The organism is Citrobacter freundii complex sp. 2025EL-00176, assembly GCF_053309355.1.
Genome location: NZ_JBRYHT010000007.1, coordinates 204,768 through 228,268 on the forward strand (window position 1 = coordinate 204,768; position 23,501 = coordinate 228,268).

Sequence of the window (23,501 nt, forward strand, 5' to 3'; positions counted from 1 at the left end):
CTTCTCCTTCTAACAGCAACTGCTTCCGCCGCTACCGTAGCGGGCTTCCTGGCGCTCGCGGAAGAATTCTTCATAGGTCATGTACGGCTTATCGGGATGGTTGGTCTTCATGTGCTCGACGTAGTTGTCGTAGTCCGGAATGCCAATCAGCATCTTCGCCGCCTGACCGAGATATTTTTTAGCTTGCCCTAAAGTACCAAACATAAACAATCCTGATAAGCGAAAAGCCCCGCCGGAGCGGGGCTGAATACATCTTAGTGGTGTGAAGAGGTCTTCACGCCGCCTTCCGGCACCGGTACATACGGCGTCTCTTTATCAGAGCGACCGTTGATGGCGCGGGCTTTCTGCCAGGTACGGAACCCGTAGAAAATGATGCTGTATACCACCACCAGGAACAGAATACTCAGACCTGCGTTGGTGTAGTTGTTGATGACGATATGGTTCATGTTGGCAATCTGCTGCGCGGTCAGTTCGCCGCCGTTGGCAATCTTCTCTTTGTACTGATTCGCCATAAAGAAGAAGCCTTCCATCTGCGGGTTGGTGCTGAACAGTTTCAGACCCAGCGCCCAGGTGGTGCAGATCAGCAGCCAGACTGCCGGAACCACGGTAACCCAGATGTACTTGGTGCGTTGCATTTTAACCAGCACCACGGTGCCGAGAACCAGCGCCACGGCAGCCAGCATCTGGTTAGAGATACCAAACAGCGGCCACAGGCTCTTCACGCCGCCCAGTGGGTCAACAACGCCTTGATACAGCAGGTAGCCCCACAGGCCTACGCAGCCCGCAGTACCGATGATGCCCGCCACCAGAGAGTCGGTTTTCTTCAGGAACGGGACGAAGTTACCCAGTAAATCCTGCAGCATAAAGCGGCCAGAACGGGTACCGGCATCCAGTGCGGTCAGGATGAACAGCGCTTCGAACAGAATACCGAAGTGGTACCAGAAGCCCATATCAGCCATCGGCAGCACTTTGTGGAACACGTGCGCGATACCCACAGCCAGCGTTGGTGCGCCACCTGCGCGGTTCAGAACGGACGGTTCACCGATGTCTTTCGCGGTCTGCAGGATCTGCTCAGGCGAAATCACGAAGCCCCAGGAGCTGACGGTCGCCGCCGCATGTGCGGTGACATCTTTCAGCTGCGCCATAATCAGCGGTGCGTTCTCGCCGCTCATTTCATGCAGGTTCGGCATGGTGATGCCAAGGCCCGCAGGCGGGGTGTTCATCGCGAAGTACAGACCCGGTTCGATGATGGAAGCGGCAACCAGCGCCATAATCGCCACGAAGGATTCCATCAGCATTGCACCATAGCCAATGAAACGTGCGTCGGTTTCACAAGCCAGCAGCTTCGGCGTGGTACCGGAAGCAATCAGCGCGTGGAAGCCAGATACCGCACCACAGGCGATGGTGATGAACAGGAACGGGAACAGAGCGCCTTTCCACAGCGGGCCAGTACCATCAACGTACTGCGTCATCGCCGGCATTTTCAGTTCCGGGTTGAGGATAACAATCCCCACCGCCAGACCGACGATAACGCCGATTTTCAGGAAGGTCGCCAGATAGTCGCGCGGGGCGAGGATCAGCCATACCGGCAGCAGCGCAGAGATAAACGCGTAACCGATCAGGGTAAAGGTAATGGTGGTGTCTTTAAAGGTCAGTGCCGGGCCCCAGTACGGGTCGTGCGCAATCACGCCGCCGAAGTAGATAGAGGCAACCAGCAGCACAATACCAATCACCGACACTTCACCCACACGTCCCGGGCGCAGGAATCGCATGTAGATCCCCATGAATAGCGCAATCGGTACGGTTGAGCAGACGGTGAACACACCCCACGGGCTTTCCGCCAGCGCTTTCACCACGATCAGCGCCAGTACCGCCAGGATGATGATCATGATTAAGAAGCAGCCGAACAGGGCAATGGTTCCCGGGATTGGGCCCATCTCTTCTTTGATCATCTCGCCCAGAGATGCACCGTTACGGCGGGAAGAGATAAACAGCACCATGAAGTCCTGTACCGCACCGGCCAGCACGACGCCTGCCAGCAGCCATAGCGTACCGGGCAGGTAGCCCATCTGCGCGGCCAGTACCGGTCCAACCAGCGGACCTGCACCTGCGATAGCGGCAAAGTGGTGGCCAAACAATACGTTACGGTTAGTCGGAACGTAGTTCAGACCATCATTGTTAATGACCGCCGGCGTGGCGCGCGTCGGGTCAAGTTTCATCACTTTCTGGGCGATGTACAGACTGTAGTAACGATAGGCCACCAGATAAACAGAAACTGAGGCGACCACGATCCACAGGGCACTAATGTGCTCACCCCGACGTAATGCCACTACCGAGAGGCAGAATGCACCGATGATTCCGAGAATCACCCAGGGTATGTGCTTGAATATCTTTTTCGTATCCATAGTAAAACCTGGTATCTAATTAATAATTGGCCGAAGCCGCGTGGGTTTGATCTTGTGTTTGAGGAGGTAAATTGACTGCTATGTTGGGAGGATCTTGCCAGAGAATTACGCGCGTAAAGTAAGGTAAATAAGTGAGCGGTTGTATGTCAGCTTAAGCGGTCTCAAGTGTCAGTGAGCGGTAAGCAATGAGGGGGAATGGGGGAATTTATGTGATTGAGATCACGGCATTATAGTGTTCGGCTGCCTATATGCCGTGTTTCCCCACTGATAAAGTATCTGACTGAGATACTTAGATTACGATATAGCAGTAAGGCGTTTGTTCGATGTCTCTTAACAACACATGTTTCTTACGTGATTTAGTCAGGTAATATTTTTCATCCAGATAGTGGTCAATAAGTTCATCGAGGCGCTCTTTGTCTATGCGGGGTGTTACCCCGAGCGTCCAGAAGCTACGCAGCTCTAATTCTGAACGTTTGATTTTGGCGCTTTTAACCAAATCAGCAATCATATTTCTGATGCAGCTTGTCGGATCCTGGTTTTGCTTGAGTTCAAGTGCAATGTAGCTGTCCTGCGTCCAGCCTTTTTTCCGCAACAAAAAATCTGCACGCACAGACAAACGCTGTGGATTTTTCCGCAGATCGCAAGCGAGAGTTTGTTCACGCCACCATTCATGACCCGTCGAAGCTAAAAGATTGGCAAATTCTATCTGCATCCAGACTTCCCAACCGGAGATGTTGTACTGATCGATGATATTAAGTTTTTGGCGAATATCTTCACGTTCAAAAAAGTGGTGAGCGAGGGTGGATAGGTGATCAAAATCGCGATTCAACATACAAGCATCCTTTCCTTAAAAATGGGAATCCTACACCTAAGGTGCAAAGGAACGAGTAATTTTTTACGTAATTTGTCATAGGGAACGTTATTTAATGCGGAAACGATAATTATGTAGCAATTGGCGGCACCATAAAGTTTTCTCTTTCCAGGCCGAAAACCAGAGTATCTGTCTAGCGGAAAGAGAAAACATGTTAAAACGAATGAAGATTGTTACCAGCTTACTGCTGGTATTGGCGCTATTTGGCCTTTTACAGCTTGCCTCAGGCGGCTTGTTTTTTAACTCACTGAAGAATGACAAAGAGAACTTTACCGTTCTGCAAACCATTCGCCAGCAGCAGTCTGCGCTGAACGCTACCTGGGTTGAGCTGCTGCAAACGCGTAACACCCTGAACCGGGCGGGCATTCGCTACATGATGGATCAGAGCAATATCGGCAGCGGCGCGACCGTTGCAGAACTGATGCAGGTGGCGAGCAATGCCCTGAAGCTGACCGAGAAAAACTGGGCGATTTACGAGTCGCTCCCGCGCGATCCGCGCCAAAGCGAAGCCGCGTTCCAGGAGATCAACCGCACCTATGACATCTATCACGGTGCGCTGGCGGAGCTGATCCAGTTACTGGGTGACGGCAAGATCAACGCATTCTTTGATCAACCGACGCAGAGTTATCAGGACGGTTTTGAGAAGCAGTACATGAGTTACATGCAGCAGAACGATCGCCTGTATGACATCGCGGTCGAGGACAATAACGGTTCCTATAGCCAGGCGATGTGGGTGCTGGCATGCGTACTGATTACTGTGCTGGCCGCTATCGTTGCAGTTTGGTTTGGTATCAAACTGACGCTGATCTCTCCGATGAACCGCCTGATTGAAAGCATTCGTCATATCGCCAGCGGTGATTTGGTGAAGCGTATTGAGGTGGAAGGTTCCAACGAGATTGGACAGCTGGCGGAAAGCCTGCGCCACATGCAGGGTGAACTGATGAACACCGTGGGTGACGTGCGTAACGGCGCCAACGCGATTTACAGCGGTGCCAGCGAGATTGCGATGGGCAACAACGATCTCTCCTCGCGTACCGAGCAGCAGGCGGCTTCCCTGGAAGAAACTGCGGCCAGCATGGAACAACTGACGGCGACCGTGAAGCAGAACGCCGAAAACGCGCGTCAGGCCAGCCATCTGGCGCTGAGCGCTTCGGAAACCGCGCAGAAAGGCGGTAAAGTGGTCGATAACGTGGTGCAAACCATGCGCGACATTGCTTCCAGTTCACAGAAAATCGCCGATATTATCAGCGTTATCGACGGCATTGCCTTCCAGACCAACATTCTGGCGCTCAACGCCGCGGTAGAAGCCGCACGTGCGGGCGAACAGGGGCGTGGTTTTGCGGTGGTTGCGGGCGAAGTTCGTAACCTGGCCCAGCGTAGTGCGCAGGCCGCGCGCGAGATCAAGAGCCTGATTGAAGACTCGGTCAGCCGTGTGGATGTGGGTTCAACGCTTGTGGAAAGCGCCGGTGAAACCATGGATGAGATCGTCAATGCGGTGACCCGCGTGACCGATATCATGGGTGAAATTGCCTCCGCCTCTGATGAGCAGAGCCGCGGTATCGACCAGGTTGGTCTGGCCGTTGCAGAGATGGATCGCGTGACGCAGCAGAACGCCTCGCTGGTGGAAGAATCCGCCGCCGCCGCAGCGGCGCTGGAAGAGCAGGCCAGCCGTCTGACCCAGGCCGTTGCCGTGTTCCGTATTCAGCATGACCAGCAGCGCGCGCGTGACGTTGCCGCCGCTAAACCGGTTTCAACGGTCCAGCCGCGTAAAGCAGCGGTAACCGATGCCGGGGATAACTGGGAAACGTTCTAAGCCTGCAATGCCGGATGGCGCTGTCGCTTGTCCGGCCTACGGGAAACGTTACCCAGGCCCGATAAGGCGTAGCCGCCGTCGGGCAATTAACGCAGCATCAGGCGCATGGCGCAGCGTGACTCAAACGCCAGACCGTGCGCCGCTTCCACTTCTCTTTGCTGGCGCAGCGTTGCGGGAAGCGTCTCGTCAGCCAGCATTTCAAACCCCAGCCGTGCGTACAATGGCGCATTCCACGGCACATTGCGGAAGGTGGTCAGCGTAAGCGACGTAAAACCTTTCTCACGCGCCTGTTCGGCAACATAGCCAATCAATCTGCGGCCAATTCCTTTTCCTTGCCACTCCAAATGCAGCGACAGTTCAGCAATAAACAGCGATTACCCCAGCGTTTCGGCAACCAAAAAACCGACCGGACGCTCATCGACCTGCGCCAGCCAGCTCATGCCTGCGGCGGCAAATGCCCGATGCTGAGCAGCCGATATAATCTGGTCGTCAGCAATCCACGCCAGTTCGGGGAGGAGTAAAAAACGTTGCCCCGCAGATCGTTCGATGGCGGGAAGAGCAGCAGTATCTGCCAGAGTAGTGGCGCGCAAGGTAATGTTCATACGAGGAGCATAACATGCCCGATAAGCGCGGTGTTATCGGGCATCTGGAGATTAATCGTTACGCGGATCGCTGATGGGCTGGCGCACCAGGAAGATATAGGCGAGGGCGCCCACCATGGTGACGCAACCGCAGATGATCAGCGCCAGGCGGAAAGAGTTGGTGGTATCCACAATAAAGCCGGTAACGATCGGCGCGAAGGACGCGCAGATAAAACTGGCAAAGTTCTGGATACTGCCTACGGAGGCGGTCATACGTGAGGCGACAGCGACGTGGATCAAGCCCCAGCAGGAGGTGCCGGCGAAGTGGATACAGAACAGCGCCATACCGATCAGTAACACCGCGGCCATTGAGGTTGTCGCCTGTGGTACCACGAAGGTAAACGCTGCAGAGCAGAACATCCCGGCAATAATACAAATCTTACGGCTCTTGATTGGCGCCATGCCACCTTTTACCAACCAGTCGGTAACAAAACCATTAATCAACATGCCAGCTGCGCCAAACAGGAATGGAATGGCCGCCATTAATCCGGTGCTTTTTAAATCCAGGTTGTAGGAGGTCTGCAGGTAGCCCGGCAGCCAGGCCAGGTATAACCATGCGGTGTAGTTGATGCCGCTAAAGCCCAGCATCATGCCCCACATGGTACGGTTGCGGAACAGGCTGCGCCATTCGGCGAAGCTCAGCGGATCGCGGCGGGCATTGACGCTGCCGGCGTTCAGGTAAGCCTGTTCAGTGGCGCTCAGCGCAATCTGTTCGCGGTTGCGGTACAACATGTACCAGCCGATGGCGAGGAAAATGCCCAGCACGCCGATGGTGATAAACATCCAGCGCCAGCCCATAACCAGCATCATAGCAGCCAGAATCGGCGGGCTAATGGCAACACCGATGGTTGAGGCGGCGTTAAATAACCCCATTGGGCGACCGCGCTCTTTGATGTTAAACCAGTCGTTGATAACCTTTACGCCGCATGGGTTCATGGGCGCTTCGCCGATCCCCATGCCAATACGCACCAGCACAAACTGAGTGAAGCTGTGTACCATCCCGGACATCGCCTGAAACAGCGACCAGAAGAACATCCCGAGTCCTAACATAATGCGCGGGCCCTTGCGATCCAGCAGCGGGCCGCAGGGCAGTTGTGCAATACCGTAAGCGAGAGAGAAGACCGACAGCAGGACGCCGATTTGCGTGGCGCTCAGCCCCAGTTCTTCCCGAATTGTTAAGTTGGCGACCGATAATGAACTACGGTCGAGGTAATTAATCACCGCAGCAAAAAATAATAAAATCATTGCTGTGGTCTGAATACGTTTAATTCGGCTACTGCGTTGTACCATGCCCTCAGGCGGAACATTAATATCCGCCGATGACGACGTGTCAAACGAAGAACTCGGGTCGAGGGTAATATTATTTTTTTCCACGCCGGACTCCTGAACCTCAATAATTTATTTTCACACAGCAGCGGGCTGTGCAGTATTGAAAAAATACCAGTGATGAATCAATTTACTCATCACCGCTCACAAAAGTTTTTAATGCAGTCGACTTAGCGTGAGCATAGGCAAGAGGTATTTTTCAGGCGTTTATATTTTTATAAAATCGTGCTCCCGGTAATGGTTTGCTGTTTTTTATCGGTACTTAATGAGTGACGGCGCGAGTTTGATTAATGGAGCGAATCATCGATTGTTTGGCTGAATTCAAATGGTTACATAGCGCCAGGGTGGCATCCAGGTCGCTGCGGCAGATCAACGCGCTGAGGATGGTCATATGCTCATCGATGGCAATGATATTGCGCTGTTTAAGATCGCTTTCATCCCACTGATAGTGGAAGTGGAAAATCACGGAGATGATTTCAAGTGATTGATTAAAAAATATATTGTCGGCAGCGGAGAGCAGTAAAGCATGAAACTCACGGTCTAACTGCGAGAACATACGAAAGCTGCTGCCGATGCTGTCGCGCAGGATGCGATGGCGCTCCAGCAGCGTTTTGGCCTGCAGCCAGCGCGGGTCATCATCGGGCAGGTTGAGGAAATGCTGCAAAGAATGGGTTTCCAACATCTCTCTCAATTCAAACAGCTGCTCTGCATAGGCTTGATCGAACTGCTTCATACTCCACTGACCGCGTTTTTCGTTTTTAATCAGGTTATAACGCTCGAATTTTAAAAGATATTCCCGCACGACTACCGGACTGACGCCCGCCGCTCTGGCAAGTTGCAGTTCAGAGAAACTCTCGCCTGCGCGCAGTTGGCGCTGGTTGATCATGGTGAAAAAAGCCTGCTCGAAGATCCGGTTTTGCTCGGTCATGGAGGCGGTGGTGCAGGCAAAACCGTCGTCATGATCGGGTTTACGCACGATGACATAGTGGCTGCCGACCTGCGTCAGTACGCCGCATTCGCCTAAGTGGCTCAGCATATGGCGCACGGTGGTGCGACTGATGTTGTACATCTCGGCCAGCGCGCTTTGCGACGGAAGGGGGGAAGGGATATGACCCCGCGCCATATCATCGATGATTTGGTTAATCACATTGTGGCGTAAGTTTTGTGAACGGCTCATGGCGTCTCCTTTTTGGCTATTAAAACCCGATTTAAAACATTTTTATGCGCTGAGATTCACAGATTGCGTTTCCGCTTTCTCCGGTTTTTTTATTTTCGTTGATATCTGAGGCAACAAAAAAACAGGAGAGCAGAATCATGTCTACGATGAATACGTTGATTTGCCAGGAACCTAAAAAATTAGTCTGGAAAGAGCGTGAAATACCTATTCCGGGTGAGGGGGAGGCATTAATAAAAATTAAGTCGGTGGGGATTTGTGGCACCGATATTCATGCCTGGGGCGGCAATCAACCTTTTTTCAGCTATCCACGTGTATTAGGCCATGAAATATGTGGGGAAATTGTCGGGCTGGGCAAAAATATACAAAATCTGAAAAATGGCCAGCAGGTGGCGGTTATTCCTTACGTGGCTTGTCAGCAGTGTCCGGCATGCCTGAGCGGGCGCACCAACTGCTGCGAGAAGATTTCAGTGATTGGCGTGCACCAGGATGGCGGCTTCAGCGAATACTTGTCCGTACCGGTGACCAACCTGCTGGATGCGCAGGGCATTGACCCGCAGGCGGCGGCGTTGATTGAGCCTTATGCCATCAGCGCACATGCGGTACGCCGGGCGGCGGTAGCGCCGGGTGAGCAGGTGCTGGTGGTCGGTGCCGGTCCGATTGGTCTGGGCGCGGCGGCGATTGCCAAAGCCGATGGCGCACAGGTGGTGGTGGCGGATACCAGCCCCGCGCGCCGGGAGCATGTGGTTTCCCGACTGGGTCTTCCGGTTATCGATCCGTCCGCTGAGGATTTTGATGCGCAATTGCGCGCTCAGTTTGGCGGCTCGCTGGCGCAAAAGGTCATTGATGCCACGGGGAATCAGCATGCGATGAACAACACGGTGAATTTGATTCGCCATGGCGGCAGCATCGTTTTCGTTGGGCTGTTCAAAGGCGATTTACAGTTCTCCGATCCTGAGTTCCATAAAAAAGAGACCACCATGATGGGCAGTCGCAACGCGACCCCGGAAGATTTTGCCAAGGTGGGACGCTTGATGTCGGCAGGCAAACTGACTGCTGACATGATGCTTACGCACCGTTACGCGTTTGCCCAGCTTGCAGAGATTTACGAGCGGGACGTGATTAACAACCGGGAACTGATTAAAGGCGTGATCACGTTCTGAGAGGATAAGTGTGATGAAGACATTGAATCGACGTGATTTTCCGGGGGCCAGCTACCCAACGCGCGTAATCCAGTTTGGTGAAGGTAATTTCCTGCGGGCGTTTGTCGACTGGCAACTGGATATCCTTAACGAGAAAACGGATCTCAATGCTGGCGTGACTATTGTTCGCCCGATTAATACCGATTTTCCGCCGTCGCTCAACGCTCAGGATGGGCTGTATACCACGCTAATTCGTGGGTTGAACGAGCAGGGCGAGGCGGTAAGCGAGGCGCGGCTGATTCGTTCGGTGAATAACGAAATCAATCCGTATCAGGATTTCGCCGGCTATCTGGCGTTAGCGCACAATGCGGATATCCGCTTTGTGTTTTCGAATACCACTGAAGCCGGGATTAGCTATCACGCGGCGGACCGTGTGGATGATGCCCCGCCGGTGAGTTTTCCGGCCAAACTGACGCGACTGCTGCTGGAGCGCTTCAACCATTTTGTGGGGGCGGTGGATAAGGGCTGGGTGATTATCCCTTGCGAACTGATCGACTATAACGGTGAGGCGCTCAAAACGCTGGTGCTGCAGTATGCACAGGAGTGGCAGCTTCCTCCGGCGTTTGCCGATTGGGTGGAAACGGCGAACACCTTCTGTTCCACGCTGGTCGACCGCATTGTTACTGGTTATCCGCGCGAAGAAGCCGCTGCGCTTGAAGCAAGGTTGGGCTATCACGATGCGTTTCTCGATACCGCGGAACACTTTTATCTGTTCGTGATCCAGGGACCGGCATGGCTGTCTGAAGAGTTAAAACTGGCGCAATGCCCGCTGAATATCCGGGTGGTGAGCGATATCAAGCCGTACAAGGAACGTAAGGTCGCGATTCTGAACGGCGCGCATACGGCGCTGGTGCCGGTTGCCTGGCTGTGCGGGCTGGAGACCGTTGGCGAAGCGATGCAGGATGCGGATGTCCGCCATTTTGTTGAGCGAGCGATTGGGGAGGAAATCATTCCTGTGTTGGATCTCCCGGCAGATGAATTGCGGGAGTTTGCTGGCGCGGTGAGCGGGCGTTTTCAGAACCCCTACATTCGCCACCAGTTGCTTTCCATCGCGCTTAACGGCATGACCAAATTCCGCACCCGTATATTGCCGCAGTTGCTGGCAGGTCAGCAAAATGGACGCTGGCCTGTGCGTTTAACCTTTGCTCTGGCCGCGCTGTTGGCGTTTTATCGCGGCGAACGGGCCGGGGAAGGCTATCCATTGCAGGACGACGAGCAGTGGATAAATCTGTATGCCAGCCTGTGGCCGCGAGTCGGCAATGACCTGACGCTGCGCGAGCTGGTGGATACGGTTCTCGGCGATGCAGCGCACTGGGGGGAAGATCTGACGTTGTTGCCAGGCCTTGCTGAGCAGGTGACGGCCAACCTGGAAATGATTCTGGTGCAGGGTATGCGTCAGGTGGTGAACAGTCTGGAATAAGGTTGCCATGCAGCGCCCGGGGTAGTGTTGGGCGCTGTTTTTTTAACCCTGAGCTGCCACCACTTTTATTTCCACCATCCCGATCCCCAGCTTACGCGGCGAGTGGCCGAGAATATTGCCCTCGTTAGTAGCAACCGGATCGGGTGGGATAATGACCAGCGTATCGGCATCCGCCGGGTTATCAAAATGCAAAGTGGTGGTGCTGATATCATGGCTTAACACCAGCGTCTGTTCCTCGTTGCCAACGCGCACGGGGATTGGACGATTGGCGTTGTCGCCATAGGCTTTGGCGGTGATGACCAGATCGAATTTTTTCGGCAATGGCGCTTTGTATTCGATTTTTACTGCTTCACTGAGCTGCGCATTGGACCAGCGCCCCCAGGATTCGGGGCGTGAAATACCGCTAAATTGTTTCACCTCTTCCGGCGCGCCCGCCACGTTAAAGATGAAGCTGTCTGCCTTGTAGCGAATATCGTTATCGACAATCTTCAGCGTGTCGACGTTTCCTTTGTAGCGCTCCATGTCGATCACCGTGTCTTTAAAGACGGTTTTGCTTTTCCATTTGGCTTTGTCAACGTGCTGCACGATTTGTTGTCCGCCCAGTTGCCCCTGTGAGACGCACCAGTCGGTTGAAAGCGCCAACTCCGGCGCCCACAGCTGTGCCATTTTATAGCAGCGATCTACCCAGACAAAGTTATCGCGCGGCGCGAAATCAGCCAACTGGAAGCGCAGCGGGGCCGAGTATTCGCTTTCTGGTAGCGGCTCGACGCGTTTATCCGATACGCGCAGCAGCAGCGGCAGGCGGAAATGGCTGCCGGAGAAAGCGATCATATTTTTGTCCTGATCGACGGTGAACTCTTTCATCTCTTTCGGGAAATTCCACAATCGGATGATATCGGGTTTCCACGCCAGCATTTTTTCTTTGATGTTGAGGAACACTTCCGACACGGATTCGCTCGACAAACTGCTGCGGCCAAGGCCGATAAAGTTATCGCCGCCCAGGATATCCAGCACCGTTGCGCCGTTATCCATCGTGTTACGTTTCACCGCCAGCGTATCCTGTTGCGGCTGGTCGCCGCGCAGCACAAAGAACAGGTTGTTACGATCCTGCTTGTTCAGATACTTCCATGCGGTGTTGTTCATCGCCAAATGATCGGAAGAAACCACGATTACGGTATCTTTAAACCACGGGGATGCTTTGATTTTATTGATAAATTCAGCGATGTTTTCCTGGCTGCAGCTCACCGCGCTGAAGGACTGATTGGCCTTACCCTCGATGTCATAACGTTTGCGCTTACAGCTACGTGAGATAAATCCATCCGGATGATGGGTATCCACGGTCAGGGTAAACAGCGAAAAACGTTGACCTGAACGCGATAGCTCTTCAAATTTTTTCCATGCTTCGTCCAGCACGGTGTCATCGTAAAAGCCCCAGTCGTTACGATATGCGGGATCCGCCACCACGCTTTTTAACTCTTCTGCGCCGTACAGATGATCAAACCCGTGAGATTTCAGGAACACATCCTTCCCGGCAAAGCGCAGGTTGGCCCCCTGCACAAAGTAGTTTTGGTAGCCGGAGTTTTTCAGAATATCGCCGAGACAGATATTGTTGGGGAAAAAGCTGGAAACCGATGCCGAGGCGTTGCCTTCAAATGGCGCAAACAGCGGGATGCCACATTGCGAAGCGACCATACCAGCGATGGTGTAATCCGTCCCCGGTAGCTGCATGGTATTGCTGAAATCCATGCCGTCGTTTTTCAACGCGCCGAGTTCTGGGGTCAGATCCGGGAACGCATCGTTATTAAAGTAGGTGCGTTCGAGGCTTTCGCCGTAGATATACACCAGGTTCAGCTTCGGATTAGGGATGGTTTTCGACGGCTCTTTATAATAGGTCAGGAAATCCGGATCGCCATCGCGTGACTGAGATTTCACCAGTTCAGTTATCTGGTGAAACGCCGGGCTGGCGTCAACGGAGGCCAGCGCCAGCAGCAGGGCAAGCAGGCTGTAACCCACGTGATGCGGGTGATGGCGACGGCGGCGAAGGATCCAGCCGAGGGCGACGAAGACGGTCGTCAGCGCCAGCGCAATTCCGACGCCAGGCAGAATATATTTCCCGATACCTGCGCCGGTCAGGCTGTTGGTCAGAGTATAAAGCACCGCGTCGTTGATCCCATCGCCGGTGAAATAGTCACTGGCATACAGTGTGATATTCAAGACGATAAAAATCCCCAGCACCGTTAACGTGGCGGCAAACCACCAGGTATTGCGACCCGCTTTCCAGGCATAAATCAGCACTGAAGCGAGAAACAGAGTGATGGAGATTAATTCTGACACGGTCGATCCTCAGTAAACCGGGCACATGCCTGGCAGGCTAATCATTTGGTGAGAGAACAATGTAATAGCGTTGTTATATTGCTGCAATTGTAGTGACATTAAATTACGTTGTTATTCAGAATTGGTTTAGATATGCGCGTTTTTTTGCGGGGGATTGCGGCTTTCGTGATGGCGGTACGTATCGGCAGGAATAGGGGGATGCCGCGCAGGTGACGCGCGGCATTTCATGCCTCAGGAAATGAAGTTTATGCCCTGTTTTAACACCAGATCGCAGGCCTTGGTTTTTACCTGTTTCGCCAGTGAGCTATTACCTATCGTGTTCAGATCCAGCTGTTGGCCATCTTTGGCATTGAGCAGACCCTGAATGCCGTCCATGTAGTTGGTATCTTGTTTCTGCTCTGGGGCACTGAGGCCGAGTTTATCCAGCACCTGGTTTTTGACGTTTTGCGTGTCGGTGACCGAGGCCAGTTTCTGTTTGGCGCAATATTCCAGGATCCCGGCGGCGTTATTCATGCTGCTTGAGGTCAGTGATTGATTGCTGCCATTCAGTAGGCTGGTCAGGGAAGAGAGCGACGAGCTGCCCTGCGAGCCGGAGCTTTGTTTGCTCAGTTCGCTGGCCGCACTGGAGAGCGAGTCCTGCCAGGAGGCGGCAAAAACGCTGGTGGAGATGAGTGTACTGGCGGCAAGCGCACAGCACAGCAGACGTTTGGTTGTTTTCATCATTATATGCAACTCGTGTTATGCCTTTTCAGCGCAGTATAGCGCTGGCAGTCTTAGGAGTGGTCCTAATACGTTAATACTCTTTGCCTGTTACCCGGCTCCGGTAGCTTTCCCAGTTAAAAATCACCCACAGGCTGTTACCGAGACGCATGCGATCCATCACGCGCTCACCCAGCAGTTTGTTCATTTCATCCATATTGCTGTTGGTTAACATACCGGTCGGTCGTTTTGATGACGAGCGGCGATCGACAATCTGATTGATGATCACTTTTTCATAGCGCGATTCGGTCTGCATGCCGATCTCATCGATCACCAGCAGATCCACATTGCTAAGATCGTTGAGCAACTGTTCTTCGCTGGTTTCACGGTTACTAAAGGTTTCTTTCATCGCCGACATGATATCAGCCACGGTGATGATCAGTACCGACTTACCGCGGAGCAGCAGTTCGTTGCAGATGGCTGCCGCCAGATGATTTTTGCCGGTGCCGGGTTTGCCCGAGAAAATAAAGCTGGCGATGTTGCCGTCAAACTCATCAACGTACTGGCGGGCTTTGCTCAGGGCGTTCATCTGACCTTCGCATTCCACCCGATAGTTATCGAACGAACAGTTTTGGTGCAGCGGACGGATACCGGAGCGGTTGAATGTGCGCTGCATTTTCATGGCCCGGTTTTCGCGGGCCAGGGCTGCGGCACGAATTTCACCTTGCTCTTTTTGCCATGCCAGTAGTTCTTCGCCTGTTTTAAAGGCAGGCTCGACATTGGGCGGCATCATTTTTTGCAGACGTTTCATCAGATCGCCAACGTTTTTCATCGTTATCCTCTAAAACCTGGTGGAATATGGCTGTCAGGTTCGCTGACACTGTTCACATCGCGCTTTGGCATCCCGCCATTGCTGGCCCGGCCAATCTGGATGCTACGCGCCAGTTTTTGCTGCCACTGAATATGGTGAAAGACTTTGCCTTCGGCCTGCCAGTAGGCGACGAATGAGGCCAGTTCCTCGGCGGTGACCGGCTCTCTTAACGCCACGCCCCACAGAGCGGCCTGTCGCTGAAAGTCGGCATCGGGCTGCCAGTCAGCGTACATCGCAAATTTCCCCATTGGCACAGCAACGGGCGCAGCTTGCGGCTCTTCATAAAATTGCGCATCCAATGTCACATCGCTTCCTGGACGTGACAGCTTCTCTTCAAGCGCCAACAACTGAGCCAGTCGCGCAGGCGTCAGCGCGTAAAACGCTGGCGCATTGTTGGCGAATACCGCTACGGCGCCACCCGCAGACTTTGCCAGTACCGCGTGGTGATCGTGTAGTAAGGCGTCAATGCTGATGACGTCCGGCGTCAAAATTTTGCAGGGCATAATGTTTCTCAAAACTGAACAACAACTGAGAAGGGACTGCTTTTATAGTAACACAGAGAACCAGGAGAGCAGCAGATGAGGGGGAGATTCCCCCTCCGCGATGTGCTAAGAAATTACCGCGCTAGACGCGCGGTCGTTTGCGATACAGCCATAAGCCTGGTACGGATAAGCCGATAGAGAGCGCACCGACAATTGATGAGGCTTTCAGGAAATTGGTTAACAGGGTAATCATCAGCGCTTCGCTATAGCCGAAATGGCCGATTTTTACCGCAGAGATCATGGCGGTGTAGGCGGAGATCCCGGGAAACATGGGGATAACAGCCGCGACGGTGAAGACTTTTGGATGCGCCAGATACCAGCGCGACCACTGGATCCCAATGCAGCCAATCAGCAGCGAGGCCATAAAGGTTGACCATTCAATATTAAATCCGGCGCTCATCATCACCATTCGTGAACCGTGGCCCAGCGCGCCGAGTAACGCACACCAGGGAAGCGCTCGGTGCGGGACGTTAAACACCATGGCAAAGCCTAGCGCCGGAATCGCCGACAGGATCATGTCCTGCATCAGCGCCAGAATGAAATCGATCACGCCCATCCGCGCAGCCCCCATAAGGTCATCGACATAACCACCCCAATGCAGGTCGCCAGCGTTAGCAGACTCGCAATGGCCCAGCGAGCCAGCCCGGTGTTAATGTGTCCCTTAAACATATCCGCGACAGAGTTGATCAACGGAAAACCCGGAACCAGCAAGAGCACGCTGGCAGCCATGGCGATGGTTGGGGTGTGATTAAAGGTCGGCAGCGTCAGCAACAGGCCGGATATCGTGGTCGCCACAAAAGCGGTGATGCAAAAGTTGATTTGCGGGTGCAAATGCCGGGACGCCAGAATCTGGCGAATATACATCGCTACCATGCTGGCGAAAAAGGTGATCACCGCGCCGTCCCATCCGCCGTTATTGAGCTTACAAAAGCAGGCGCAGGACAAACCAACCATCAATGCAACCAGCCATCTTGGATAGCGTAGCGGCTTAATTTGGCTAAAGCGCTTCTCAACGCCTTTTATATCCAGCAGTTTGTGCTCCGCTAAAATAACGATGTGCTGCACTTCCGTCACGACGTGCATGTTGATGCCGCGATCGTGATTTTTTCGGGTCGAGGTCAGGCATTGCCCATCTTTGATGGTGGTCAGGACAATTGCGTTGGAGGAGATGGCGCTTTCTACGCTATCCATGCCAAGCGCCAGGCCGAGGCGAGTGGATAGCTCGTCAACCAGCGCGCTTTCTGCGCCATGCTGGAGTAAAAAAAGCCCACATTGTATACATAACCGTGTAACCGTTCGCTGTGACGACTGCTCTGTTTGCATGGCTCGCTCTGACTGAAAAGGATCTCATTGAATGGTGAATGCCTTCTTTTTATCATGAAGCACGAGCCAATTGGCTCTGGCAAGATCAATCTTTGCGTTGAAAAAAGACGCATGTCGTAGTCGCTTACCTACCTTATCTGCTTATCAATAAATACAGTGCTACATGAAAAGGTGGTGTTATTTATCAGGATGGCAAATATGTAAGCAATGCTAATGTTCTATTGTAGTTCTTTTAATTGTACATAGAATGTATTTGTGCGTAATTTTGTAATAACGGTTCAATAGTTTGACGCTATTGGGATTATAGCGCCATTACTTTAATATTTGAATAAAATCCAAGGATAAACAATTCACCTCGTCTATTGTTTAGGGGTTTTCTGTTAATTAATATGTTTAATTTATCAGGAAGCTTTTAATAAGTGCGAATACGGACTGGTGAATGTGGAGGGGATATGTTGCCAGGACGCTGCAAAAACGCAATTATTATTAGTAAATTACCGATCGTGCAAACTGGGCTAAAAGGTGTAATGCAAGGGCAGTTCGCTGATTACGAATTGACTTACTGTCGTTCCGTTGAAGAACTGACATTGTTGCAGTTACGGTGCGCTGATTTGGTGATTGCTGATTTATCAGCAGATTGCAATCATCCTCGCTCAGTCTGCGAACAATATTATTCTTTATTATCTCAATACCGTGATATTCATTGGGTATTTCTTGTATCTCGTATTTTTTACCCTCTCGCCATCGAACTGCTGATGTGCCCGATCAGTTCGCTGTTATCTGATGCAGAGCCGATTGAAAGTTTAGTGAATGTAATTCACGCGGGAAATACCCGTGCAGAGAGAATTAGCAAGTCACTGCTGTCTCCGCCCGTAATGCCAGAGTTGGCTGACCATAGCGTCCGCTCAATTGTACTTACTCTCTCGGAGAGGAAAGTGCTAAGACTCCTGGGAAAAGGCTGGGGAATTAACCAGATTGCGTCGTTGCTTAAGAAAAGTAATAAAACCATCAGCGCCCAAAAGAACAGCGCCATGCGTCGCTTATCAATACATAGCAATGCAGAGATGTACGCATGGATAAACAGTTCTCAAGGATCGCGAGAACTGAATTTACCTTCAGTATATGGAGAGACCACGGAATGGAAAGCAGAAGCATTAAAAGAAACGTCGCGCTTATAGAAAAATGTGCGATGAGTCGCGTGGGTATTGAGAGTTTATTCAATACCATGCCGGGTGACCAATACACACTTCATCTCTTTTCGAATCAGCTTGCTTTTAGTCAAGCGATGTTAAAAATGTCATTTTCGGCAGTTATTTTTTCTCTTTCTGCTATCAGAACCGATCGCAGAGCAGGACTCGCCTATCTGACGGAGATGGCGATAAATTTCCCTCGCATCAGGCGTGTGGTGATTGCCGATGACGATGCTGAGGCGCGTTTAATTGGCTCTCTGTCACCGTTGCCGTTAGATGGGGTTGTTAGCAAAGCTTCTTCGTTAACTGTGTTGCAGGACGCACTATTTACGGCATTGAATTGCCCTACTCAGGTAACCGAAAGCGCGAAAAACCATTGGTTTATCAATCAAAGCCGTGTGCTTAGCCCTACAGAACGAGAAATTCTGCGTTTTATGTCGAATGGCTATTCGATGCCGCAGATTGCCGTTCAGCTTGAACGGAATATTAAAACCATTCGGGCGCATAAATTTAACGTAATGTCCAAGCTGGGCGTGAGCTCAGATGCCGGGCTACTGGATGCTGCCGACATCCTGCTGTATCTGCGCGCAGGTGAACCGACACCCTTTCTACAAGCGGCGTCGTGACGGTCAACGTAGACGTATTTTGTGTCGGGTTCATTCACTGGGCTGGGGCGTGAAACATCACTGACACACATCAACCCAGGTGGCTGAAGTTATCTCAGCCATCCTTTCTGGTGTGATGCGAACCGCGCTGTGAATGGCTCCTGCCGCAGGCAGCACTTCAGCATAGTGCTTCAGAGAGACATCGCAATAAACCGATATCGGTGTTTCCAGCCCGAAAGGACAAACGCCGCCAACGGGATGACCCGTCGCATTCACTACCTCATCACTACTCAGCATTCGGGCTTTGGCACCGAACGTACTCTTTAGCTTTTTATTATCCAGCCGAGCATCGCCTTTGGCGACGACCAGGATGATGTCGTTCTTCACCTTTAGCGAAAGGGTTTTCGCGATCTGACCGGGTTCGACATTGTGGGCTTTTGCTGCCAGCTCGACGGTTGCCGTGCTCTGGTCTAATTCGATGATCTCAATATCTGGGGCATGCTGCGCCAAAAATTGGCGTACTGATTGCAAACTCATTCTTCTCTCCATGGTGCCTACAGGCAGCTCCGCACAGCAGAAAACCGCATGGCGTAATTTGTCATAGGGCTCACCTCACTGTAAATATTTTATTGTAACAATATAGCAACATTGGCAGTTTTTCGATCGTCTTCACAATCAAAGAAACCGGTTACAGTAACCGGTTGCAGATTGTTGAAATGACGATTAATACTGAAGTTGTCACTTCCTCTGTATCACATAATAAGAGCCATCTATGAAACTTAACTCAAAATGCAGTAGTGCTGGTGTTCTTCCCGGCACGGTTGCGAAAAAGTGTAATGGGCTTTACGTGGTAGTGTTGATGCCGGCATGGCGGCAGGGTTTTGCGCAACGGGAGAGCGGCTATGTCTACTAATCATACTGTGTTTAATGTGATTTTCCGCTTTGTTGAAAATTATGTCAGCCCTGTCGCCGGGCGTATCTCTTCGCAACGTCACGTGATGGCTATTCGTGATGGTTTTATTTCGGCTATGCCCTTTATGATTGTAGGCTCATTTCTGCTGGTTTTTGCCTACCCGCCATTTTCTCCTGATACAACATGGGGATTTGCCCGCGCATGGCTGGATATGGCAAAACAGTTTGAAGGTCAAATCCTCACTCCGTTTGATATGACGATGGGGATCATGTCGGTCTACATATGTGCGGCTATCGCTTATAACCTGGGTAAGCACTATGTGAAGTCGCATCAGTTAGATCCGTTTATGTGCGCGATGTTGTCCATCATGGCTTTTTTGCTGATTGCCGCGCCGAAAACCAAAGGCGCGATGCCCGTTGATAGCTTGGGTGGGACGGGGATTTTCACCGCTATCCTGGTGGCGATTTACTGTGTTGAAATGATGCGTTTCCTTAAAGCGCACAACATCGGTATCCGTTTACCCGATCAGGTGCCGCCAATGATCAAAAACTCCTTCGATCTGCTGATCCCGGTGCTGGTGGTGGTGCTAACGCTGTACCCTCTGAGCCTGGTGATACAGTCGCAGTTTGACATGCTGATCCCGCAGGCCATTATGGCCATCTTCAAACCACTGGTATCTGCCGCTGATTCTCTCCCGGCGATACTACTGGCCGTGCTGATCGGTCATCTACTGTGGTTTGCTGGGATCCATGGCGCGGCGATTGTGTCAGGGATGCTGCAAATGTTCTGGCTAACCAATCTCGGAATGAACCAGTCGGCGCTGGCACAGGGCGCACCTTTGCCTCATATCTTTATGGAAGCATTCTGGACGTTTTTCATCGTAGTTGGTGGGTCCGGCGCGACGATGGGGTTGGTGATTTGCTATCTGCGCAGCCGTTCGGCTCATTTACGCTCGATTGGGCGTTTGAGCGTGGTCCCCAGCATTTTCAATATTAACGAACCGGTGATTTTCGGTACGCCGATTGTTATGAACCCGGTGTTCTTTATCCCGTTCCTGCTGGCCCCGATGGTGAATGCGGTGCTGGCATGGGCGACGATGAAGCTGGATTTAATTGGTCGGGTGATTTCCGTCGTTCCCTGGACGGCCCCGGCACCGGTTGGCGCGGCATGGGCGTTAGGCTGGGATTATCGTGCGGCCATCCTGGTCGTCCTGCTGGCGTTAGTGTCTGCTGTTATCTACTTCCCATTCTTTAAGGTCTATGAAAAGCAGCTCCTGGCGCAGGAAAAAGAAGAAGCACAGCGTATAGAAGAGGAAAATCAGCAGGTTGCATAATTTGTTGGCGAGGGGCTGCGGCGCCTCGCTTATTTCAGCGTACAGTCACCGCATTGCTGAACGTCGGGCAGGCGGTAACGCTGGCAGCAGGTTCTGCGCACCAGTAGTCCTTCGCGTGGAACAACGGTACGCCACAACGGATTATCCTGACCGCAGGAGAGTTGTTTCTCAAAAAAGCAGGTTTGGCGCAGCGTGTTCAGCAGCTCTTCACCTAACAACGGCTTCATCTCCGTTAAATACCAGTGAATTAAATAGCCGGTATTGCTCCAGATAAGCTTGGCGTTGATCTCGCCTGTGGCTTCCAGCGCTTGCACAACCGGCGTTAGTGCCGAGAGAATCAGCGTTTCCATGCGTTGTTGAGGCGACAGGGCTGTAGTCTGGTGATCCTGGTGGACATCAATCCAGAAGCAGGCGGCACGGCCCGTTTCGTGAAACTCAACGCGCATGTGTTCAGGTGAGACGTCGATGGCCTCTTTTTGCGTTAGCAGGGCTACCATGAGCGGGGGCATCATCAGACCGATATACCATTGCGCCCAGAGAGAAATCAGCGGCTTATTTTCGCGTGTTAGCGTGGGCTGGTTGCGATAGATATGGTCTGAATAAACGGCCAACAGCGAACTGAGCGTCGCCGGTTGCGTCCATTCATGTAGCGTCATCGCACCCGGTACGGGAGTTTCGTCAAGACGAATGAAGTCCAGCAGGTGCTCACGGGTTTTGGCTATCGTTTCGCGTACAGCAGCAGCCAGCGAGGGCATCTTTGCTGGGAGGTGGCTACGCCAGATAACATCTTCAACGATCGGTGCGGAACGATAAGCCATGGCTATGTAAGGATGTTAATCTAAATGATAATGATTGCCAATCCTATAGTCGGCGATGCACGATGGCAAGATCTTTGTCGCGATGTCGGGCGCCACCGCACAGATAGCTCAGAGTGAAGGGCGGTTTACCCGCAGCTCATCGCTGACCAGCGTGTTGTTACGTCCAAGATTCTTGGCCTCATACAGAGCTTTATCCGCTCTGGCGATAGCGGCCTCAATATCCTGCTCTACCAGCGGCGCAATACCGATACTGACGGTCACGTTGGTTGCCACGCTTTCGTTAAACATGTGGGGTATTTTAAGGTCATACACTTTCTGGCGAATACGCTCGGCGGCAGCCTGTGCCTGCTGCGGATCGATCGCGGTCAGCAAAACCATGAATTCTTCGCCGCCGAATCGCGCCACCACGTCCCGGGATCGTACAGAATCACGAATGGCGGCTGAGACGCGGATCAGCGCCTGATCGCCCATCATATGCCCGTAATGATCGTTATAGGCTTTGAAGTGGTCGATATCTAATAACAGCACGTAGTGCTTCGAGTTGCTCAGCGCCAACAGCGTATCGAGTCTGTGTTGCAGCCCCCGGCGGTTATATAAACCAGTAAGCGGGTCAAGCATGCTGAGTCCGTTGAGCGTTTCCCGTTCCTCCAGCAGTTTGTACATTAACTGCTGGGCGAAACCATCGTAGCGCTTTTGTATCACATGCTGGATAGCGATCCCGGCCATCGGTAACGCCATAAAATAGAAAATTCGTAAACCATGCTCGTTGCCGCTAAGCCATAAACAGACGGCGACGGAGGGGAGAGAATGCAGCGTAAACGCGATGATATTATTGGCAAAAGCAATAGATCCAATAAACAGTACGCTGAGCAGTGCGATTAACAGAAAATAATAGTCATTATGACCGAGCGTGGAATATTTTTGGAAAATATGGAATGCCCATAACAAGCCAAAAACAATTGAAATAAAAGGGAGATTAATTTTTTTATCCGTGTATTTCCCATGCCATATAAGCAGCAGCGTACTGGTGATCAGTATCAGCAGAGCCGGTACTGATAGGGCTTTAACGGCAAAAAGTGGGAAAAAAAGCGTAAACAGCGCGGAGACTGCGTTGAGAAGCAGAAACAAACGCAAAGAAAGTTGATATTTTTTAGTGCGCAGAGTTCGCCAGGATTGTACTGTCATAGGTAAATATTGTTAGTTATCTGTAATATACGAAGATGGGTTGGTAAATAAAACAAATAACGAACGGGGTATCATTCGCTGAGGTCTTTATTTTTAGTTGAAGCGTTAACCGGCGAGCAATTTATCACCTTAGGTTATTCATGTCATCAATCGTTAAGTAAAACTCATATAATTGATAGTGCCTCCCAGCTGACAAATGAGAAAATATATCATATGATATTGGTTATCATTATCAATGTCGTAGGTGGAACCATGTTGCAACGTACGCTGGGCAGTGGATGGGGAGTTCTGTTGCCGGGGATACTCATTGCCGGGATGGCATTTACCGATCTGTCAGTCTATGTATGGAAGGTAATGATTGTATTAGGATTACTACTGACTTCGCTCATGCTATACCACAAGCGCTTACGGCATTTTGTTCTGTTACCTTCATGTGCGGCGCTGATCGGCGGCATTGTGCTGGTAATGATGAACTGGAATCAGGGATAAGCAAAACGGGGAAAAAGCGAGAGGGAAATAAGATAATTGGTGCGAGGGGGGGGACTCGAACCCCCACATCCTAAGGACACTAACACCTGAAGCTAGCGCGTCTACCAATTCCGCCACCTTCGCACAGTCATCTTATTTTTTTGATATCGCCTCGTTGGTGCGAGGGGGGGGACTTGAACCCCCACGTCCGAAAGGACACTAACACCTGAAGCTAGCGCGTCTACCAATTCCGCCACCTTCGCCCAGTGCGAGCAATATCAACGTGGATTATGGTGCGAGGGGGGGGACTTGAACCCCCACGTCCGAAAGGACACTAACACCTGAAGCTAGCGCGTCTACCAATTCCG

The 23,501-nt window shown here is 52.0% G+C and carries 21 protein-coding genes, 2 tRNA genes and 1 pseudogene; 7 read left to right on the forward strand and 17 right to left on the reverse strand.

Translation table 11 applies throughout. The features are described from left to right. Nucleotides 1-9 precede the first annotated feature (9 nt). The 3 genes from ACVXHP_RS15520 to ACVXHP_RS15530 form a co-directional block, all read right to left on the reverse strand. On the reverse strand, nt 10-204 hold the full coding sequence (locus ACVXHP_RS15520; protein ID WP_003830038.1) for a YbdD/YjiX family protein: 195 nt from the start codon (nt 202-204) through the stop codon (nt 10-12). A gap of 50 nt (nt 205-254) precedes the next feature. Next, nucleotides 255-2,405 carry a pyruvate/proton symporter BtsT gene (btsT, locus tag ACVXHP_RS15525; RefSeq protein ID WP_137361753.1) on the reverse strand — a complete coding sequence of 717 codons (2,151 nt, stop codon included), beginning with the start codon at nt 2,403-2,405 and terminating at the stop codon, nt 255-257. Between the two features lie 289 nt (nt 2,406-2,694). Further along, nucleotides 2,695-3,237: a hypothetical protein gene (locus ACVXHP_RS15530; protein ID WP_200008433.1), complete on the reverse strand. Its 543-nt coding sequence runs from the start codon at nt 3,235-3,237 to the stop codon at nt 2,695-2,697. A 190-nt stretch (nt 3,238-3,427) separates the two neighbouring features. Here ACVXHP_RS15530 and tsr point away from each other — a divergent pair, with 190 nt between their 5' ends. Beyond that, nucleotides 3,428-5,089 carry a methyl-accepting chemotaxis protein gene (tsr, locus tag ACVXHP_RS15535; protein WP_316129150.1) on the forward strand — a complete coding sequence of 554 codons (1,662 nt, stop codon included), beginning with the start codon at nt 3,428-3,430 and terminating at the stop codon, nt 5,087-5,089. An 86-nt stretch (nt 5,090-5,175) separates the two neighbouring features. Here the strand turns inward: tsr and ACVXHP_RS15540 are convergent. From ACVXHP_RS15540 to ACVXHP_RS15550, 3 genes and pseudogenes are all read right to left on the reverse strand, one after another. Further along, a pseudogene (locus ACVXHP_RS15540) lies at nt 5,176-5,691 on the reverse strand (GNAT family N-acetyltransferase). 51 nt (nt 5,692-5,742) lie between these two features. Next, on the reverse strand, nt 5,743-7,104 hold the full coding sequence (locus ACVXHP_RS15545) for an MFS transporter (protein ID WP_304702387.1): 1,362 nt from the start codon (nt 7,102-7,104) through the stop codon (nt 5,743-5,745). Between the two features lie 214 nt (nt 7,105-7,318). Further along, nucleotides 7,319-8,233, reverse strand: a complete 915-nt coding sequence (locus tag ACVXHP_RS15550; RefSeq protein ID WP_304702385.1) for a GntR family transcriptional regulator — start codon at nt 8,231-8,233, stop codon at nt 7,319-7,321. Nucleotides 8,234-8,370: 137 nt separating this feature from the next. On the opposite strand from ACVXHP_RS15550, the gene ACVXHP_RS15555 reads away from it, so the two are divergent. Together ACVXHP_RS15555 and ACVXHP_RS15560 are read left to right on the forward strand one after the other, a co-directional pair. Further along, nucleotides 8,371-9,393, forward strand: coding sequence for a zinc-binding alcohol dehydrogenase family protein (locus tag ACVXHP_RS15555; protein ID WP_447571781.1), 1,023 nt, complete (start codon nt 8,371-8,373; stop codon nt 9,391-9,393). A 13-nt stretch (nt 9,394-9,406) separates the two neighbouring features. Next, nucleotides 9,407-10,852 carry a tagaturonate reductase gene (locus ACVXHP_RS15560; RefSeq protein ID WP_447571782.1) on the forward strand — a complete coding sequence of 482 codons (1,446 nt, stop codon included), beginning with the start codon at nt 9,407-9,409 and terminating at the stop codon, nt 10,850-10,852. 42 nt (nt 10,853-10,894) lie between these two features. Here ACVXHP_RS15560 and opgB read toward each other — a convergent pair whose 3' ends face one another. The 6 genes from opgB to ACVXHP_RS15590 all read right to left on the reverse strand — a co-directional run bounded on the left by opgB (nt 10,895) and on the right by ACVXHP_RS15590 (nt 16,621). Beyond that, nucleotides 10,895-13,186 (reverse strand): phosphatidylglycerol--membrane-oligosaccharide glycerophosphotransferase, encoded by a 2,292-nt coding sequence (gene opgB / locus ACVXHP_RS15565; RefSeq protein WP_447571783.1) that lies wholly within the window; start codon nt 13,184-13,186, stop codon nt 10,895-10,897. Between the two features lie 231 nt (nt 13,187-13,417). Continuing rightward, entirely contained in the window at nt 13,418-13,909 is a 492-nt protein-coding gene (locus ACVXHP_RS15570; RefSeq protein WP_447571784.1) for a DUF2501 domain-containing protein, read from the reverse strand. A gap of 70 nt (nt 13,910-13,979) precedes the next feature. Continuing rightward, nucleotides 13,980-14,717, reverse strand: a complete 738-nt coding sequence (gene dnaC, locus ACVXHP_RS15575) for a DNA replication protein DnaC (protein ID WP_447571785.1) — start codon at nt 14,715-14,717, stop codon at nt 13,980-13,982. A 2-nt stretch (nt 14,718-14,719) separates the two neighbouring features. Next, a complete protein-coding gene (gene dnaT / locus ACVXHP_RS15580; protein ID WP_006686572.1) occupies nt 14,720-15,259 on the reverse strand; it encodes a primosomal protein DnaT in 540 nt (179 codons plus the stop codon). Nucleotides 15,260-15,380: 121 nt separating this feature from the next. Next, complete coding sequence (locus ACVXHP_RS15585; protein ID WP_137361761.1) at nt 15,381-15,854, reverse strand: threonine/serine exporter; 474 nt, start codon at nt 15,852-15,854, stop codon at nt 15,381-15,383. Beyond that, nucleotides 15,845-16,621: a threonine/serine exporter family protein gene (locus ACVXHP_RS15590; RefSeq protein WP_085048363.1), complete on the reverse strand. Its 777-nt coding sequence runs from the start codon at nt 16,619-16,621 to the stop codon at nt 15,845-15,847. Before ACVXHP_RS15590 ends, ACVXHP_RS15585 begins: the two co-directional genes overlap by 10 nt. Before the next feature lie 452 nt (nt 16,622-17,073). Between ACVXHP_RS15590 and ACVXHP_RS15595 the strand changes: the two genes are divergently transcribed. Then, entirely contained in the window at nt 17,074-17,799 is a 726-nt protein-coding gene (locus tag ACVXHP_RS15595) for a LuxR C-terminal-related transcriptional regulator (protein WP_447571786.1), read from the forward strand. Beyond that, nucleotides 17,760-18,437 carry a DNA-binding transcriptional activator BglJ gene (bglJ, locus tag ACVXHP_RS15600; RefSeq protein WP_447571787.1) on the forward strand — a complete coding sequence of 226 codons (678 nt, stop codon included), beginning with the start codon at nt 17,760-17,762 and terminating at the stop codon, nt 18,435-18,437. The genes ACVXHP_RS15595 and bglJ overlap by 40 nt, the downstream gene beginning before the upstream one ends. Nucleotides 18,438-18,494: 57 nt before the next feature. On the opposite strand, the gene ACVXHP_RS15605 is transcribed toward bglJ, so the two are convergent. Next, nucleotides 18,495-18,953, reverse strand: a complete 459-nt coding sequence (locus tag ACVXHP_RS15605) for a YbaK/EbsC family protein (RefSeq protein WP_200008460.1) — start codon at nt 18,951-18,953, stop codon at nt 18,495-18,497. Nucleotides 18,954-19,318: 365 nt separating this feature from the next. On the opposite strand from ACVXHP_RS15605, the gene ACVXHP_RS15610 reads away from it, so the two are divergent. Continuing rightward, nucleotides 19,319-20,662 carry a PTS sugar transporter subunit IIC gene (locus tag ACVXHP_RS15610; RefSeq protein ID WP_447571788.1) on the forward strand — a complete coding sequence of 448 codons (1,344 nt, stop codon included), beginning with the start codon at nt 19,319-19,321 and terminating at the stop codon, nt 20,660-20,662. 29 nt (nt 20,663-20,691) lie between these two features. Here the strand turns inward: ACVXHP_RS15610 and fhuF are convergent, their stop codons facing one another. Together fhuF and ACVXHP_RS15620 are read right to left on the reverse strand one after the other, a co-directional pair. Beyond that, complete coding sequence (fhuF, locus tag ACVXHP_RS15615) at nt 20,692-21,480, reverse strand: siderophore-iron reductase FhuF (RefSeq protein WP_447571789.1); 789 nt, start codon at nt 21,478-21,480, stop codon at nt 20,692-20,694. 108 nt (nt 21,481-21,588) lie between these two features. Then, nucleotides 21,589-22,665: a GGDEF domain-containing protein gene (locus tag ACVXHP_RS15620; protein ID WP_316129161.1), complete on the reverse strand. Its 1,077-nt coding sequence runs from the start codon at nt 22,663-22,665 to the stop codon at nt 21,589-21,591. Nucleotides 22,666-22,917: 252 nt separating this feature from the next. Here ACVXHP_RS15620 and ACVXHP_RS15625 point away from each other — a divergent pair, with 252 nt between their 5' ends. Then, on the forward strand, nt 22,918-23,154 hold the full coding sequence (locus tag ACVXHP_RS15625; protein WP_233612696.1) for a DUF1435 domain-containing protein: 237 nt from the start codon (nt 22,918-22,920) through the stop codon (nt 23,152-23,154). A gap of 37 nt (nt 23,155-23,191) precedes the next feature. On the opposite strand, the gene ACVXHP_RS15630 is transcribed toward ACVXHP_RS15625, so the two are convergent. Both ACVXHP_RS15630 and ACVXHP_RS15635 read right to left on the reverse strand, forming a co-directional pair. Next, nucleotides 23,192-23,277: transfer RNA gene (locus tag ACVXHP_RS15630), tRNA-Leu, on the reverse strand. Nucleotides 23,278-23,309: 32 nt separating this feature from the next. Beyond that, nucleotides 23,310-23,396: transfer RNA gene (locus tag ACVXHP_RS15635), tRNA-Leu, on the reverse strand. Between the last annotated feature and the right edge of the window lie 105 nt (nt 23,397-23,501).